Raw genomic sequence first — 15,202 nt, 5'->3', positions numbered from 1 at the left:
CGCACAGCATAAGGAGCGACATACGACACCAACAGTACCGGAGGAGACCAATATGCCCCATGCAACTCTGCACCCCATCGGAGACATCGCACAACAACTAGACCTGACGAAATCCGATATTATTCCGTTTAGCAATGACAAAGCCAAGATTCCTTTAGATATCATTTACCAACGGCCGAGGCGGGCCAAACTTGTCTTGATGACCTCGATCAATCCCACGCCCCCAGGAGAAGGCAAAACGACCATGTCGATTGGTCTATCCCAAGCGATGCGTCGGCTGGGGATCGCGGCTACGGCCGTCTTGCGAGAACCGTCCATGGGGCCCACATTTGGCATGAAAGGAGGCGCAACCGGAGGAGGCGCTTCACAAGCTGAACCCTCGACCGCGATTAATCTTCACTTCACCGGAGATTTTCACGCCATCACGGCAGCTCACAACTTGCTGGCCGCGCTAATTGATAATGAACTGTTCCACGGCAGTCGTCTGGACGTCGATCCCCAGCGTGTGTTGTGGAAGCGAGTCTTAGATGTCAACGACCGAGCCCTGCGCCATGTTGTCATAGGCCTTGGAGGACCCTCTCAAGGTATCCCTCGCGAAACCGGATTTGATATCACGGCGGCATCGGAAGTGATGGCGGTTCTCACGCTATCTCAGGACATGAACGATTTAAAACAGCGTTTGGCGCGCATGGTTATCGCAAGTCAGGGTAACCAAATGGTTACCGCAGGAGACATTGGCGCAGAAGAAGCGATGGCGGCTATTCTACGCGACGCCATGATGCCTAACTTAGTGCAAACTTCAGAGCATACGCCCGTGATTATGCATGGCGGCCCGTTTGCCAATATTGCTCATGGCTGTAACAGCATTGTGGCCACAGAAGCAGGACTGCGTATGTCCGATGTGGTTGTAACAGAAGCGGGCTTTGGCGCCGATTTGGGAGCAGAAAAATTCCTAGATATCAAAGCACCAATAGCGCATTTACAGCCTTCTCTAGCCGTTGTGGTGGTCACTTTGCGGGCCCTTCGCTACCACGGCGGACAACCTTTAAGTGAGATGGCACAACCGAATTTGGTGGCGTTGCAACGCGGCATGGCCAATCTTCTGAAACATATTGAAAATCTCCAGTCTTATGGATTACCAGTCGTGGTTGCGATTAACCAGTTCGGTACCGATACCCAAGAGGAACTTCAGTGGCTTATTTCTGCGCTAGCCCACCGTGGCATTGCCGCAGCCTCCGCGGATGTCTTTGGCCAAGGCGGGGCTGGTGGCGAAGAATTAGCCGCATTAGTGGCCAAAGAGCTAGAAACATCAAGGGGAGCCTTTCAGCCCTTATATGATGAGAGCGTGCCACTACGAGAAAAGATTGAACGCATCGTAACAAAAATTTATGGAGGCGACCGTGTGGAGTATAGCGCCAGCGCCGAACGCACCCTGAAGAAATTGGAGGCATGGGGAGAGGACTATTTAAAGGTCTGTATTGCTAAGACCCAATATTCTCTGAGTGACAATCCCAAGCGTCTAGGACGCCCAGAGGGATTTTCGGTATCCATTCGCGATATCGATATTGCTCGGGGTGCTGGCTATATTGTTCCTTTAGCGGGCGACATGATTCGGATGCCCGGGCTGCCTAAAGATCCCGCCGCCTACCGGGTTCGTGTTAATGACGCCGGACAGATTGAGGGGATTCATTGATGCCGCAATCACTCAAAGCATTGATATTTGACGTGGATGGCACATTGGCCGACACCGAAGGTTTGGGACATCTTTGGGCCTTCAATCAAGCCTTTCAAGAGGCAGGACTGCCATTCGTCTGGGACACTGACACCTACCGTGTATTGTTAGCCGTAACCGGAGGAGAACGGCGCATCCACCACTTTTTGAGTACCCGTCCTGATTTGCCCTCTCTTAGTCGGGAACGTGTCGCACAACTACATCAACGCAAAACCGTTCTATTTGGAGAACGGGTGCAAAGTGGACATGTCTTGTGGCGACCCGGCACTAAGCGTCTTATCCGCGAGGCTAAACACAAGGGGCTAAAAGTTGGAATCGCCACAACAACTCATGAAGCCAATGTCCACGCGTTGCTGCAATCGGCATTCGGTAACGAATGGCCTAGCTGGATCGACTTGATAGGGGCGGCGCAGCATGTAGAGAATAAAAAACCTGACCCGGCGATTTACCATTGGGTCTTACAACAGTGGGAATATGGGCCAGGTGACGTGATAGCCTTTGAGGATTCCTCGCCCGGTCTTCTAGCAGCACGTCAAGCCCAAATTCCAACCGTGATCACCATGAATGAGTGGACATATGATCACGATTTTACGGGCGCTTTGGCTGTTCTAGACAATTTGGGGGAGCCTGGAGCACCCGCACGCGTGCTTATTCCAAAAGGACAAGACAATGTGGTCGTAGACTGCAATGTGCTACAGCAATGGTTAGAAGCGGAACGATGACGTTCCGCTTTTATTTTTCTTATAAATGATAATGGCTCTCATTATCATTTATAATCCTTGTAAAGACGCGCATGCAGGAGGGGTATTGTGAGGAAACCACAGGTGATAGTGGCAGTCGGGGCAGGGATTTTCATAGGGACCTACGACATGGGAGCGCTGTCGGTGGTTCTGCCAGACATCGTCAAACAATGGCACATTGCCACCGCGGCCATCACCATGTTAGGGACCTCAACCTTTATCGGCATGATTATCGGCAGCCTTATCTCGGGACTCCTCGCAGACAAATGGGGGCGGCGCATTATCCTTCTTTTGGACTTTGTAGCGTACGGGATAGCGGCAATGATGAGCGCATTCAGCCCCAACTTTTTATGGTTAGCAGCAATGCGCGTGGTGGTGGGGATAGGGGTCGGAGCGGATTTTGCGGTGGCATTTCCTTACTTGGTGGAATACGCAGGACAGCTGAGGGGGCGTGTCATGGCCTGGGCGATGTGGGCCGCAAACTTTGGCATGCTGGTCGCGTATGGAGTAGGTGCTCTGGCGTTGCGCTATCCAGGCGGGTGGCGTGTCCCGCTTTTTGTCGGTGCGTTGTTGGTTGTTCCTGTGCTATGGGTCAGGCATAAGATTCCCGAATCGGCAGCGTGGAGAGCCCATCATGCCGCCTCCTGGTGGGATATCAAAAACATCGTGCACCATACGCAGTATCGTAAAAGCGTGTTGCTCTCTTCCGTTACGTGGCTCAGCTATCAAGTGAGCGACCAAGGCCTTACGTTATTTCTTCCCTTAATGCTCGTCACAGTTTTTGGCACAACCGCTTCGGGTGCCGCGTGGCACAGCGTCTTGGTCAAGGCTATTACCATTCCCGCCGCGCTTGTGACAGTGGCCTTGATTGATCGCTGGGGACGGCGTCCATTACAAATTTGGGGTTTTTTAGGGCGCGCATTGGGGTTAATAGGGTTAGGAACTTTGCTGATATGTGAGCCTGGACCACTTAGGCAATACCCTTTGTGGCAATACAGCGCATGGCTGCTCTTAGTTATCACCTATGGCTTTGGCGCTTTGGGTCCGGATAAAACGACGGTCATTACCGCAGCAGAACAAATCCCGACCCCGTGGCGTGCCACGGCGCAAGCTATAGCCGAAGCCAGCGGCCGCATCGGTGGCATTATTGGTATTGTCGGCTATAGTCTTCTCACTCCTTGGTGGGGTCCGGGATCCGGGCTTCTCTTTTTTGGAGCCATGGCATTGGTTGGCACTATCATTAGTCAACGAACTCTCCCCGAAACCAAAAATCTGGTGCTCGCCTCTGCAAGCGAATCGTCATAAAAACCTGCTTATTTCAGCTTATTTTTGGGGCGTGGTAAGCCTAATTGATGCGTATGCGCTACAGGCACTTTCCGTGAGACCCGAGAGACATACCATACCACAGGAACTAGCACGATCAACCATATGACGCCGGAAAGGCTTAAGGGATACGCAATGGGCCAAACCGACTCATATAAGACCCACCAAAATAAGACAATGGCTAAAATCGGGAGGATGATGTGTTGCACAAAATGCGACCGCTTATGCTCCTCACGGAAGAGTTTCATCAACGAGATATTCATTAGCGTGTGGGCTGATACCAACCCAAAGAGGACAGCGGTGGTCATGACGTTAAAAGCCTGAGCAGGTCCTAATAGGGAGCCAATTAAAACGCCAACAATGACCGCTAATCCTGCGAGCACGCTGACACTTCGCGCAGGGGCGCGTCGCCCATTGACCTGGGCAAATCCAGTATTAATGAGTTCGTCGCGGCCAATCGCATAGAGCACGCGTGATGAGCTAGTCAGCAAGGCAATGCTGTCAGCCATGGCGCTGTTTAACGCTAAAATGACTAAAGCCGCTGCACCCACAGGGCCTAAGTAGCGTAAAAATACGGTAACGCCTGGTGCATTAGCCCCCGAGAACGTGCCCATACGAAACATACCCCAGCCGACGGTAAGCGCATACGCTGACAGGGTTAAGGCCGCGCCCGTTAAAGTCAAAGACACTAACGCCGCTTTCCCGATTAAGCGTCCACGTTGCGTTTGTACGCCGCCTTTTGCTTCTTCTCCCAACGAAGCATGACTGCCAATGCCGATGAAACTCGTGATAGCAAAGACCATGCCTAAAGAAACGCCTTTAATGCCCACACGGCCCACTTCGAAGGGTATCAAAGGATGCCCGGGGTGGACTTTTATCATGATGATGATCGAGGCCACAATTAAAAATGAAATCTCAATTAAACTCGTGGTAGCCAGCACTTTAATGCTCGGACGAATTCCCATGACGGATAGTAGCCACGGCACGCCAATAAAGAAAAGCACAGCAAAAATCCAAAATAGCGGAGGTAAGGTCATATGTAGACGCGCGGCTAATCCTGGCAAAAACACACCGCCAATGTATACAGGAATAGCTGCGACGCTGAGAGTTTGGTAAAAAATTACCATAAATCCCGTGATTAGCGATGCCTTTGTCCCAAGGCCTGCCGAGACATAACTGTAATATCCGCCCGCCGACGCGCGATCTTTCGATAAATGGTAAAGCGTATTCACTTCAATAAACATCAAGCCAAAAGCCAACAAATAAGACAACGGCAACGCAACAAGCGCAAACGCGGCGCCCGCTGTCATGAAGGCGACAACATCACAGCTTGGCGCCATTCCCGCTAAACTCTGACTGACAAGGCCCCAAAAACCTACGACATTGGTGTGCAGTCCACTGTCTTCTTGAGCCACGATAAATCCTCCTAACCGAATGCAACAAACTTGCTAATGCTATCTTACAACATATCTTCGCAAGAAACAGAGTTGTCGTCCCATTTAGGCTGTGGTTTTACGGCGCTAGTTATCCATCGTGAGACCAATACCACAGGATGTAGATTTTGAAATAGCTAGGTCGTGCGCGCAGCAAGCGAGTGAAGACGCGTATGGAGCATCAAAGCAGATCGTCTCCTTAGCTTACATGCATTACGCCGCTAGAAGAACGCGAAGTGTCTTGCCTATTAGGTGAACGTTTCTGAAAAGACTGGGCTCAACGGTTAATTGGGGTCAGGCATGAGCGTCTCGCGACCGTGAACGAGACACGGTAACATCCTCAATGCAAATCCAAAAGAACACACTTGACAGATCATATAACGGTTCGTGATTTCGACTGCATAGCACACGACAACGCCAATGGCTATGGCGTCACAGCATGAAAATCCCAATCCACGGGGATCACGTGGCCGTTAGCCGTAACCAAAGCCGGAGATCCGACCAACCGAGTCAAAATGTGCTGATCGGCTGCGGAACGCGGCCACCGCAGGATGAGAGGAATATTACCATTAGGACCAGAAGGACGCGGCGTAAAGTACAAAATATCATCGCTGGGAGAGAAACGAATGGGCGGCCGCCCAGACTGCACCCACAGACGTTGGTCTTCCGGTGATGCATACCGCATAATAAACTGTTCACGGGCCACTAAGGAGGCAAGTGAAACCTTGGAACGCGGTTGCTGATCTGAGTGAGGAACGGGCCATAGCCACCATACCGCGCCGATAACCACAAACGGGACCCACCATAATCGCCGCATGCTATTGGCCCTCCGAAGCAAGAGCGGATGAGGACAATTGGATCGAATTGAGAATATACGAAAGCTCAGATCCATTGGGGCCAACCGTCCATACCGTCACCGCCCCGCTAACCGCGGGGTTGGTGTCCACAAAACCTTGAAAGCCTGAACACGTAAAGGGATACACAGCACCTTCGTTTGCGCTAATGGAGCACCCTGACTGAGGTAAGGCCAAGGCCGGATCAAATGCGTTACCGCCGTTCAGGACATTATGATTAGAGCCATATGCGGAAGAAACCTGCACATTAAGCGAATTAGCCCCGGACGGCGAAGACCAAACGAGCGTCGCGCCGGACCCTCCGCCATCGATCACTCGCGGTGTTGCGTTCCATGAGGAGGGCAACGAGGCCGACCCGAACGCAGTGCCATCCAGCATTAACGGGACATTCACCCACTGGACGCCCGAAGCGGTCACAGACGGCGATGGAGAAGGCACAGACGACGAAACAGAAGGAGCAACGGACGAGCTAGGAGATTGCGACGTAGAAGGTGGACTGGAAGACGAAGGAAATGTCGGCAAGGACGGCATCGGCGAAGAAAACCGGCCATGGATAGGACGAGAAGCGGCCGACGCACCATGCCGTGAGGCCGGATGCAAACTAGACAGCGTCCAAGCCCCTATGAGCCCAACACCCACGCCACCAAGAATAAGCCCTAGGGTACGCACCAAGCCATCAACCTCCCAACGACCCAATTTCAAAATTATGGTACACAGTTGGAAGATCAAACACAAATAACAAAAAGGAATAATAAACATTCAAAAGGTGACCGTATCGAATCCGGAATATGGCTCAAAAGGAACGGAATATTTTTTGAAGAATCGTGTCCGATAAGAGATATTTAGGTTAAAAAAGGACAAAACGCGTCAAGCCCTGAAGCCATAAGGCATCGGGGCTTGTGTCTTTCCAAAAGCCCCGACAAGAGTAGACATAATAAGCATGATGGGGGTAGCCAAATGATAAGCAAAGCCGAAATTGAAGCCCACGGCGTGACGGTCCTAAGTGACTGGGACTTAACCATGCGATGCAATACATGCGGAAACGTATGGGTTCCCAAATGGAACGACAGGCAAACGGGGCCGCGCGAAGATGCCTGGCAATGTCCTACCGGATGCAACCACGGTGAAGCATACCCGTTTGAGCAGGAACTGCTATCCGAAGCCTTCCAACTGGGATACGTCTTGCAGAAGTCGAGCGAAAGCGGTCTGTACAAGTACACGGTGTGTTTGAGCGACACCAGCAGACTCGTTTTCGTCACCGAGTGGGAAGACGGCTACAAAACCGAAAGGCCCATATCGCTTGACGAGGCATGTTGTTTCTTTCAGTACAACTTCTTTGCGTTAAGGATGGCGAAGGAGGCGGGACAGTGATAACCGAGACCGCCCCAAAACCGGCCATTTCGCAGGCGATGCCCACGGCATTTTGCGACGACTTTTACTCACCGTATCACTGTGTGGTTTGTGGAGCCGAATGTCACGGGATCGGGATGCCGGGGGAGTTGTGCTGGGATTGCTATTTCGAAGCCGTGTTTATCGCTCGCGTATTCGTGGCCGGGATGCAACAAGCCGTGATGCATAAGCCCGTGGATCTCGTGTCAGGGGGGAACCAATATGATCATCACACGACACCGCCGACGCTGGACACCGATCGAGGACCAGCTAGCCGCCGAGTGGTACGAACGCGGCCACACCGCTCACGAAATCGGAAAGAACTTGCGTAGGACCGCGGTCGCGGTTCAGTGCCGCTTAACGCGACTGGGCGTTCGACGGCATCGGGCATGGACCACGAAAGAACTCTTGATTTTGCGTCATTGGACGCCGCACACACTAACAACGGGACAGACCGAGATGTTATTCGGTCGGTCGATCGCAGCGGTTTATGCAAAGCGTCGAGAAGTAACCATTCGAGAGGAGGACGGACAGTGAACCAAGCACGCATAACAGTCAACAACATGTCGATTGAGGGAGAAATTGGGCAACAGGCGACCGTGACAATAGAAATTGTCGACCCCTACTATACGCGGGTAGCCTACCAACAGTTCGTAATACCGTTCAATACACTTGTCCGGTCAGTCATTGACGCAAGTCAGGCCCAGCTAAACAAAGCACTAAACTTGGACGGAGAAGAACGATGAAACAAATGTGGAAGGTGAAAATCGGAGCGCAAGGCTGGCATCTATTGGACGGGTTCAGGATCGATGATACGTGGACCGGGACACTGGTCCGCGCGCACCATGATCCACTTGTCGTTTTTGCGCGGGGAGACGTGGCCGAAGACCTGCTGAGAGGCGTAGGCGACGTGCGTGTCGTCAATGTGCGACTGGTCGAGCACTCCCTGGGTCTGTACGGACTGGAAGTAACACGCGTCGAAAGGGAAAGAGGGTGTGTCCGTGCTTAGAGAAGTGCTTGAAGCGCTGTTCGTTCTGCTGGCCGCATGGGGCGGCTACGAAATCGGCAACTCTCACGGGAAAAGAGGTTAGATGATGGCCACGGTCGCGGAGCGTTCTCTTGATACTATCGGAAATAAGTCGCGAAAAATTCGTGCCGGTAAAAAGCGACGGCTGACCTACCACGAATGGTTCGCTTACCAGATGAAGCATAACCAAAAAATGTCGCGGTTACTCCTCTTGCCGTCGCCCTTTTGGTCTGCGTTGTCGGGCGAAGACATGGACATTGTGGCACGTACAGCTAAGCAACTAGGAAACTGCTCAACCGTCCAGTTTATCGGAATCACGCCGGACAAAAAGGAAGTGGTGCAGGATACCTATACGTGTCATTCCCGGTTCTGTGAAATCTGTGCAAATCGCCGCTCAAAAGAGGTCCAAAAGCGAATGGCAGGCTGGTATGTCGACGGGGCCACGGTGATGGATGGACGCGGAAAACTCGCGGGCAATCGCACGCGGGAAGAAGTTTCCCGATGGATGGTTTCGCAGGTTGAGCTGCAAAGTGCCTTGAACCGGTTGCCTGAAGACCAACCTGAACTCAGCGACGTACTCCAAAAAATTCTCGATGACGGCGAGAAAGAATTGCAACACGAAGCTAAACCACTTTATTGGCATTTTATTACCTTGACGATCCCTAATATCCCGCATGTGTGGGAACGGGATGCCAACGGGAACGCAATCAACTGGTTGGACGTGAAGATATTACAGCCCTGGCGCAAACTCTGGCGCGCAAGCCGGGCGAAAAAAAGCGGAAAAGCGTCCAGGGAAAAAAAATCTAAGCACCGGAAATTTTTAACCGCGAAACGTCCCAAAAAGGACAAAAAGAAAAAAAAGAACGCGAAAAGAGGCCGTAAACCCATTGCCGGTTTATCCTTATTCCGCATGATGCTGGGCTACATGGGGCGTCTCGAAATCACATTCAACAAGAAGGCAAGGACCTTTCATCCGCATATTCATTTACTTGTTGTTTCACAAAGCCGATGGATACCGCGTCCGTTAGTTTTGGCGGCATGGCAGTACTATACGTCGGTCCAGACGCGGAACGTACAAGTGAAAAAAGCCGACCCAAGCACGGTCGGCAAAGAACTGGTCAAATATGTGACCAAAACCGCAGACCTTGAAGACGATGCAGAAGCGGCAAAGGAACTCGCGCGCGCGCTGTATGGTCGTCGGACCCTGTTCACAGGAGGCGCAATGTATGGCATTCGGTGGAGCGAGACCGTAGCCCAGTGGGAAAAAGAACGCGCATATATGAAACACGAACCCACCGAAGGGCGACACGTGCGTCGCACGTGGAACCCCAAAACGAACCAATGGGACTACGAAATATTAGGCGATTCGCAAACCTTCGGACCCGTTAAAGGAATAGCCGCACGCCAACGGGTAGTCACACTGGACGGTGAAATCACGACGCAAAAGTACCGGAACAATGCTCTAGACCGCAAGGACATAGGCCGAACGCATGGCCGTCCCCAGTCCGAGGAACAACGATGGCGCAATGTGATTGTGTCCGAGACCAAAGCCAAGTTCCGCAGATACTGGGCACAGTCGCCGGTAGAATATGCGTGGGAGTGGCTTTTGGTAGGCGTGCTATCGGCGATTGCCGCGCCGGTCGCCGGCTGGGAGAAAGGACGCTACGTGACGCAGACCGAACACGGGACCGCGGACCATTTCGACTTGAATTGCGAACCGTGCCGTCTGCGGTTGAAACCGCCCGAAAAGGAGGCCAAATGACCAAAACCTTAGCCAAATGCCGCGTGTGTGAGTGGAAAGCGCGTGGCGGTTTCGTGGAGGCGTATCTGAAGGGCTGGTCTCATGAAGTGCTCACCGAACTGTTAGACGGGTCTCTTCACTATGTCGAACTCGAAAATGTAGAAAGTGAGGACATGAATGGAGAAGAAAAAAATTGATGCCGCTACGACAGTGATAACCGATGAGCAATTCACTCAGAAACCGTATGTTTCTCATGCCCGTATGCTACTTCTTCGCCCGTGGTGGTTGACCAAAGTAGGGTGGAAGTCCTTTTGGCAAGCTCTGAAGATATCCTATGCGGGAGGAAAAGACGGCAAGTCTAAGGAATCGGTCTTACAGGAAATCCAGTTAAATGCGTATAAAGTGGCTAGGTTAGAAGTCCCCGACCTCACATGGGAAGAGTTTCAAGAAATCGCTAACTGGGCGACAAGAAAAAATAGACGGAAGGAGAAACCGCAGTGCCAAATGTAGCGTGCCCACAATGTGGACGTACTCACTACCAGAAGCCAACCGCCCTGGTCGCGGTGTGCTACGGATGCGGCTACAGATGGACCGCAACCGGCGAAGGCACGCAAGGAAAAAAATACCCGCTAGATAAGTTTCCGGGACGTGCCCAGAACCTAACGCCCGGACGCACACGAAAAAAGGTAGCGGAGAAACCCGAAACAAACGCCGAAACCGCGCCGGAGCACAAAAAAAAGATCTGGGAGTGGGAGTTTTAAGGGGGGAAAAGCATGAGTATCACGCCGTCACCGGCTTATTACACCGCGGCCAAAGCGATTTTGAATGGGCTCAATGCCACGCCCACGGCCACGAACATCAACCTGCTCGTAGCATGGATGGGACTCGAAAATGGATGGAACGCAACCTTTCAATGCCACAACCCGATGAACACGACGTGGAAGATGCCGGGAAGCAAAGCAATCAACAACGTCGGGGTCCAGTGCTATCCGGACTGGGCAACCGGAGCGCAAGCAACCATAAATACGCTGACCCAAACATCCCCAAGCTATGGAACCCTGGTCGCCGCCCTGCGGAACGGCGATGCCGGGCAGTTCTTTTCGCAAGAAGGGCGACAAGAACTCTCAGTGTGGTCGGGCGGTTCGCCGTCCTACGCGTCCACCATAGAGCAGATTTATCACGAACTCGCCCCGGTTCCGGCATCCGAGTTGCAGGCGTCTGCCGCGTCTGGTCTCTCGCTCTCGAACGGCCTCTCAGAACTCGCGAACCTCTTTGACTTGAAAGACTTTGCGCCGGGCAAAATCACCACCACCAAACAGGCCGTGGGCTTAGCTGTCATGGGGGGTATCATCTTAGCACTCTTGTGGGAGGGTGGCGATAACATTGGATTCTGAGATGCCGGTGTTGGAAGTGGAGGCCGGAACGCCCGTGCTGATGGAGGAAACCGAGCCGGTTGCCGCGACGGGAACGGTTCCCAGCGCGGGCGGCTGGACCCCGGAGGTGATGGAGGTTCTTCTGAAAGGGCTGTATGGCATGATGGCCAGCCTCAAAGGTCCCCATTGGGCATGGAACGAGACAGAGGGCGGACCACTGGTGGGACCCACGGCGGACGTGTTCAACATGACGCCGGTGTTGAAAGACGTGGCGCCCCAGCATGTGGCGATTGTGACCGTGGTGCTGGGACATGGCGCTATGATCAGCAAGCGGCTGGCATGGGATAAACAACTTGCGGAAGCGCGGAAAGCCCACATTGAGAAACCGGCCGAGGTTGCAGAGAACAAAAGGGACCCGAAACAGTCCGGAGACTGGATATACGGAGAAAACAAACTAGGGGGATAAAAAAGATGAAAAACAACACGCTCAAGGAAAAATTCGACCGACTGGAAAAAGAACTCGAAGGTGAATCCATGCATCCCATGGTGGATGCCGTCCTCAAAAACGTGGTGATACCGCAGTTAAAAAGCGTGCCGGATGCCGAGGCCCATAAAGTGAAAGCCGTCGTGCGTCGGATTGTGAAAACATTGCAGGACGTGTTTGAAGTATGAGGCCCAAAATTTCACCGTATGAAAAAGTGACAATCATCGGTGAGAACGGGAGCGGGAAAAGTACCTTGGCGCTGGGCTATGTGAAGAACATGCCCAGCGCAATCATTCATGACCCGAAACACGAAGTCCAGCTGCCGAACTTCCACATCACAGAAAATCCGCGGGATTTACTCCGATTCGCCCGCGTAATCTGGCGGTCGCCGGGCGACATGGACCCAGTAGATGCGGGAAACATTCTGGGCGAAGCCGTCCTCACGCGCAAGTGGACCTGCCTCAGTCTCAACGAGGCCGCGCTAGTCGCGCCCGGCCAGCGCATGGGACCAAAGCTCAGACAGGCCATTATTACGGGGCGGAGCCTGAAGATCGGCGTCTGGGCCGAGACGCAAAGACCGGTCGATGTCCATAACTTGTTCTTTTCCGAGGCTCATGCCTATTTTGCATCGCCAAACCTGATCAAAAGCGATGCCCAAAAGGTCGTGGGCTTTGTCCGGGGATATGACGAGTTCAGCAGTCAGACGTGGCCGAAATTTACGTGGCTGTTCTATCGTAAGGGCGAAGGCACGGCACAAATATTGAAACTGGGCCGGGCAGAACGTCCAAAACGAAGGAGAGACAGCAGATGAAATTCACGGTAGGCGACATGGTAAAGGTCGGCTTGATTGCGTTCGTATTTATCTGGCTGATGAAGTGGATTTTCAAGATGATCAATATTCCCGGCATTTCGAGCGCGGTGGAGGGGGTCTAACCATGCGGCAAGTCATGCGGCAGGTCCAGTCCTTTTCCTATGCGGAAGGACAGACGAACGTGCTCATTCCACGCACCGGCTATCTTTCACGAATCTGGATCAGGTTTTATGGGACGCTCACGAACTCCGGGACAACCGCCGGGACCCAAGGATGGCGCGCGCCCTGGTCGCTCATTCGGAATGCCCGGTTAAATGTGAATGGGAACCTGTTTCCGCTCTCAGAAGACGGCTATTCGGCAGAACTCATGGGCCGGATTATGCGTCCGGGCTATGCGGATAACAGCCAGATGGGAGTGGCCGCAGGAGCCAACACGGTCGAATTTACGACGATGCTACCGGTGACGGTCACGGACGCGAACCAGACGGGCATTATTTGGGCCGGAAACGATAAAACCAGCATTTATCTCGAACTGGACCTCCGGAGCGCGTCGGACCCGCAATTTGCCAGCCCGCCCAGCGGCGATACGCTGAGCCTAACAGGAACCGTGGAGGTATGGGCCGAATCCTTCCTGTTCAGCGCGGGAGAAACGAAACCGGACCTGTCGACCCTTCACAACATCAAGGTCCTGCGGAAGAACATCACCAGCACGGGCGAAATTTACATCGACTTGCCCACACTGAACCAGGTATACCTCCGAGTCACGAATGTGATCGAAAACAACGGAACAGCACTCGATTACACGCAAGGCATGACCACGCAGTACGAGATTGAGGACTACGAAAACCCATACACGCTTACCGATGGCGATTACCGGGCATTGCAAAACTACCGATACCTGGGCAAATTGCCACTCTCAACGGGAGCACGGTGTCTCGATCTCTATTGGACCCGGACATTGCGCGACGTGATCAACTCATCGGGCTTGTCGCTGTATCAGGCCAAGATTACGATTCCGGATAGCGTGACCATTACGCAACCGGCCAACATCTACACGATCATCGAAACCTTATCACCACTAAGCTAAGGGGGGAAGCAGGATGAATCTCGAAGCGCTGTATGGCGCAGAAGCCGCACAAACGTTATCCCTAGCCGGAGGGAAAAACGTCACGCTGGCCAGCCTGCTTTCCCTGCCGCCCGCCGTCTCACCATTGGATAGCGAAAAGAGCGTGAAAAAGGCGGCTCAGGCCAAAAGCACGAATGCCTTTGACAGCCCACTCGTGGGTCTCGTGCTATTGGTCGTCGCCGTCTGGGTGGTGATGAAACTGTGAACTATCTCGGGCAGGTGTTGGCGGTGGTGAAGGCAGACGCGGCAGAATTTTGGACGTTACTAGGCTTGATTGCGCTTGATTTTGTGGTAGGAACGGGGAAAGCGTTGCTGACGAAGCGCTTTTCCAGCGCGGCATTTCGCCGGACCCTCTCGAAGACATTGGATGAAATCGGGTTACCCGTGCTCGTGGCATTGCTCAGCATTGTGGAGCCGTCTTTGCGCGTGGTCGTGCCCATTGCCCTCTGGCTAGGCATCATCACGGAGGCGACGAGCGTACTGGAGCATGTCCGCGGGAAGACGGGGAGCACGACGGAAACACTCGTGGAGCTAATTAAGGACTATCTGCCCACGCTGGCCAATCTGGAACGCGTTCTCCACATCCCGAACGCGTCGACCACACCGACAGACACCACGAGCGACACGAAAGAAGGGGAGACCCATGGATGATCTCATTGTGGTGCTCATTGCGGCGGTCGTTCTCTTTTTTCTCTGGCGCGGACTGTCGTCCTCAGCGAGCACGACCGCGCCCTATACGTCCTCACTTATCACGGATGTAGGGACCGCGCTGAAAAACGTCGAAGGGCAGATCGCGTCACTGGCCGATTCCACGAGCAAGCAAATCGGGAAGCTATCCGTCACCGTCGCCAAAAATGCGGCTCAAGGAGCCTACGACGTGTCGCGGTCTCACAGTACGACGAAAATTAGCGGAAAAGACTTAGCCAATGCCAATGCCAACGACCTGACGGCAGGAATTAAAGGCGGCGTTACCATCCCGACGACGTGGGAAGGCATCCTAGGAGCCGCCGCGGGAAGTGCCCCGGAAGACTTGGCCGGGAGTGCGTTGCAAGGCATTGCGACCGGCACGGAAGCCGTCTTGAAATTGCCGGTGACCCACGATATTGAAGATGCCGGGAAATGGGTGGGCAAAAAAGTTTCAGGACTCGCCAAATGGCTCGGCTTATAGG

Annotated in this window: 21 protein-coding genes; 18 read left to right on the top strand and 3 right to left on the bottom strand. The window is 53.3% G+C overall.

Going from position 1 to position 15,202, the window contains the following annotated elements; all coding sequences use genetic code 11:
• The first annotated feature begins 52 nt into the window (after positions 1–52).
• The 3 genes from CO251_RS04710 to CO251_RS04700 all read left to right on the top strand — a co-directional run bounded on the left by CO251_RS04710 (position 53) and on the right by CO251_RS04700 (position 3,777).
• A complete protein-coding gene (locus CO251_RS04710) occupies positions 53–1,693 on the top strand; it encodes a formate--tetrahydrofolate ligase (protein ID WP_103374654.1) in 1,641 nt (546 codons plus the stop codon).
• Positions 1,693–2,454, top strand: a complete 762-nt coding sequence (locus CO251_RS04705) for an HAD-IA family hydrolase (RefSeq protein ID WP_103374653.1) — start codon at positions 1,693–1,695, stop codon at positions 2,452–2,454. The genes CO251_RS04710 and CO251_RS04705 overlap by 1 nt, the downstream gene beginning before the upstream one ends.
• A gap of 87 nt (positions 2,455–2,541) precedes the next feature.
• Positions 2,542–3,777 (top strand): MFS transporter, encoded by a 1,236-nt coding sequence (locus CO251_RS04700; protein WP_103374652.1) that lies wholly within the window; start codon positions 2,542–2,544, stop codon positions 3,775–3,777.
• Positions 3,778–3,785: 8 nt separating this feature from the next.
• On the opposite strand, the gene CO251_RS04695 is transcribed toward CO251_RS04700, so the two are convergent.
• The 3 genes from CO251_RS04695 to CO251_RS04685 all read right to left on the bottom strand — a co-directional run bounded on the left by CO251_RS04695 (position 3,786) and on the right by CO251_RS04685 (position 6,754).
• Complete coding sequence (locus tag CO251_RS04695) at positions 3,786–5,210, bottom strand: APC family permease (RefSeq protein WP_103374651.1); 1,425 nt, start codon at positions 5,208–5,210, stop codon at positions 3,786–3,788.
• A gap of 442 nt (positions 5,211–5,652) precedes the next feature.
• Entirely contained in the window at positions 5,653–6,045 is a 393-nt protein-coding gene (locus CO251_RS04690; protein ID WP_103374650.1) for a hypothetical protein, read from the bottom strand.
• Between the two features lies 1 nt (position 6,046).
• Positions 6,047–6,754, bottom strand: a complete 708-nt coding sequence (locus CO251_RS04685) for a hypothetical protein (RefSeq protein ID WP_103374649.1) — start codon at positions 6,752–6,754, stop codon at positions 6,047–6,049.
• A gap of 285 nt (positions 6,755–7,039) precedes the next feature.
• Between CO251_RS04685 and CO251_RS04680 the strand changes: the two genes are divergently transcribed.
• The 15 genes from CO251_RS04680 (at position 7,040) to CO251_RS04605 (ending at position 15,201) form a co-directional block, all read left to right on the top strand.
• On the top strand, positions 7,040–7,453 hold the full coding sequence (locus CO251_RS04680) for a hypothetical protein (protein ID WP_103374648.1): 414 nt from the start codon (positions 7,040–7,042) through the stop codon (positions 7,451–7,453).
• A gap of 240 nt (positions 7,454–7,693) precedes the next feature.
• A complete protein-coding gene (locus CO251_RS04675; RefSeq protein WP_103374647.1) occupies positions 7,694–8,008 on the top strand; it encodes a hypothetical protein in 315 nt (104 codons plus the stop codon).
• Positions 8,005–8,217, top strand: coding sequence for a hypothetical protein (locus CO251_RS04670; protein ID WP_103374646.1), 213 nt, complete (start codon positions 8,005–8,007; stop codon positions 8,215–8,217). Before CO251_RS04675 ends, CO251_RS04670 begins: the two co-directional genes overlap by 4 nt.
• A 345-nt stretch (positions 8,218–8,562) precedes the next feature.
• The gene (locus tag CO251_RS04660) at positions 8,563–10,260 is read left to right on the top strand and encodes a protein rep (protein ID WP_103374644.1); all 1,698 of its coding nucleotides are present in this window, start codon (positions 8,563–8,565) and stop codon (positions 10,258–10,260) included.
• Positions 10,257–10,436 carry a hypothetical protein gene (locus CO251_RS04655; RefSeq protein WP_103374643.1) on the top strand — a complete coding sequence of 60 codons (180 nt, stop codon included), beginning with the start codon at positions 10,257–10,259 and terminating at the stop codon, positions 10,434–10,436. The genes CO251_RS04660 and CO251_RS04655 overlap by 4 nt, the downstream gene beginning before the upstream one ends.
• Positions 10,417–10,749 carry a hypothetical protein gene (locus tag CO251_RS04650; protein ID WP_103374642.1) on the top strand — a complete coding sequence of 111 codons (333 nt, stop codon included), beginning with the start codon at positions 10,417–10,419 and terminating at the stop codon, positions 10,747–10,749. The genes CO251_RS04655 and CO251_RS04650 overlap by 20 nt, the downstream gene beginning before the upstream one ends.
• Positions 10,750–11,012: 263 nt before the next feature.
• Positions 11,013–11,633: a hypothetical protein gene (locus tag CO251_RS04640; RefSeq protein ID WP_103374640.1), complete on the top strand. Its 621-nt coding sequence runs from the start codon at positions 11,013–11,015 to the stop codon at positions 11,631–11,633.
• Positions 11,623–12,078: a hypothetical protein gene (locus CO251_RS04635; RefSeq protein ID WP_103374639.1), complete on the top strand. Its 456-nt coding sequence runs from the start codon at positions 11,623–11,625 to the stop codon at positions 12,076–12,078. The genes CO251_RS04640 and CO251_RS04635 overlap by 11 nt, the downstream gene beginning before the upstream one ends.
• A gap of 5 nt (positions 12,079–12,083) precedes the next feature.
• Positions 12,084–12,284 (top strand): hypothetical protein, encoded by a 201-nt coding sequence (locus tag CO251_RS04630; RefSeq protein WP_103374638.1) that lies wholly within the window; start codon positions 12,084–12,086, stop codon positions 12,282–12,284.
• Complete coding sequence (locus CO251_RS04625) at positions 12,281–12,907, top strand: hypothetical protein (RefSeq protein ID WP_103374637.1); 627 nt, start codon at positions 12,281–12,283, stop codon at positions 12,905–12,907. The genes CO251_RS04630 and CO251_RS04625 overlap by 4 nt, the downstream gene beginning before the upstream one ends.
• A complete protein-coding gene (locus tag CO251_RS17890) occupies positions 12,904–13,029 on the top strand; it encodes a hypothetical protein (protein WP_255398093.1) in 126 nt (41 codons plus the stop codon). The genes CO251_RS04625 and CO251_RS17890 overlap by 4 nt, the downstream gene beginning before the upstream one ends.
• A gap of 2 nt (positions 13,030–13,031) precedes the next feature.
• Positions 13,032–13,994: a hypothetical protein gene (locus CO251_RS04620; RefSeq protein WP_103374636.1), complete on the top strand. Its 963-nt coding sequence runs from the start codon at positions 13,032–13,034 to the stop codon at positions 13,992–13,994.
• Between the two features lie 13 nt (positions 13,995–14,007).
• Positions 14,008–14,238: a hypothetical protein gene (locus tag CO251_RS04615; RefSeq protein ID WP_103374635.1), complete on the top strand. Its 231-nt coding sequence runs from the start codon at positions 14,008–14,010 to the stop codon at positions 14,236–14,238.
• The gene (locus CO251_RS04610) at positions 14,235–14,684 is read left to right on the top strand and encodes a phage holin family protein (RefSeq protein ID WP_158246180.1); all 450 of its coding nucleotides are present in this window, start codon (positions 14,235–14,237) and stop codon (positions 14,682–14,684) included. The genes CO251_RS04615 and CO251_RS04610 overlap by 4 nt, the downstream gene beginning before the upstream one ends.
• Positions 14,677–15,201: a hypothetical protein gene (locus CO251_RS04605; protein WP_103374633.1), complete on the top strand. Its 525-nt coding sequence runs from the start codon at positions 14,677–14,679 to the stop codon at positions 15,199–15,201. Before CO251_RS04610 ends, CO251_RS04605 begins: the two co-directional genes overlap by 8 nt.
• The last annotated feature ends 1 nt before the right edge of the window (position 15,202 follow it).

The organism is Sulfobacillus sp. hq2 (assembly GCF_002903155.1).
Classification (GTDB): domain Bacteria; phylum Bacillota; class Sulfobacillia; order Sulfobacillales; family Sulfobacillaceae; genus Sulfobacillus; species Sulfobacillus thermotolerans.
This window is presented reverse-complemented; position numbering and strand designations above follow the sequence as displayed.